2 protein-coding genes are annotated in these 502 nt (G+C 67.7%); both read right to left on the minus strand.

From position 1 onward, the window contains the following. The coding region (locus KQI88_RS17900; RefSeq protein ID WP_216419678.1) for an aminotransferase class III-fold pyridoxal phosphate-dependent enzyme at positions 1-350 on the minus strand (350 nt) is incomplete at its 3' end. Continuing rightward, positions 350-502, minus strand: a complete 153-nt coding sequence (locus KQI88_RS18615) for a porphobilinogen synthase (protein WP_216419680.1) — start codon at positions 500-502, stop codon at positions 350-352. The genes KQI88_RS17900 and KQI88_RS18615, both read right to left, overlap by 1 nt.

Below are 502 nucleotides of genomic sequence, written 5' to 3' on the forward strand. Positions count from 1 at the left end.
GCGGTGCCGGAGTTGACCATCCGCACCATCTCGATGGAGGGGACCAGCTCGCAGATGAGCTCGGCCATCTCCACCTCCTTTTCGGTGGCCGCGCCAAAGGAGAGGCCGCTCCCCGCCGCCGAGATCACCGCCTCGCGGATGGCGGGGAAGTTGTGGCCCAGGATCATCGGCCCCCAGGAGCCGATGTAGTCGATGTAGCGGTTGCCCTCCACATCCCAGATGAACTGCTTGTCCGCCTTGCGGATAAAGCGGGGGGTGCTGCCCACCGCGGCAAAGGCCCGCACCGGGCTGTTGACCCCGCCGGGGATGTGCTGCACCGCCCGGGTAAAGAGCTCTTCTGAACGGCCCATCAGCCGATCCTCCCTTCGTCCATCCACCCGGCCAGCTCCTTGGCGTAGTAGGTGATGAGGATGTCCGCCCCGGCCCGGTAGACCGAGAGGGCGGCCTCGCAGGCCACCGCCGCCTCGTCGATGAGGCCGGCCGCCGCCGCGGCTTTGATCAT

The sequence above is a fragment of the Alkaliphilus flagellatus genome, assembly GCF_018919215.1.
In the GTDB taxonomy this organism is placed as follows: Bacteria; Bacillota; Clostridia; order Peptostreptococcales; family Natronincolaceae; genus Alkaliphilus_B; species Alkaliphilus_B flagellatus.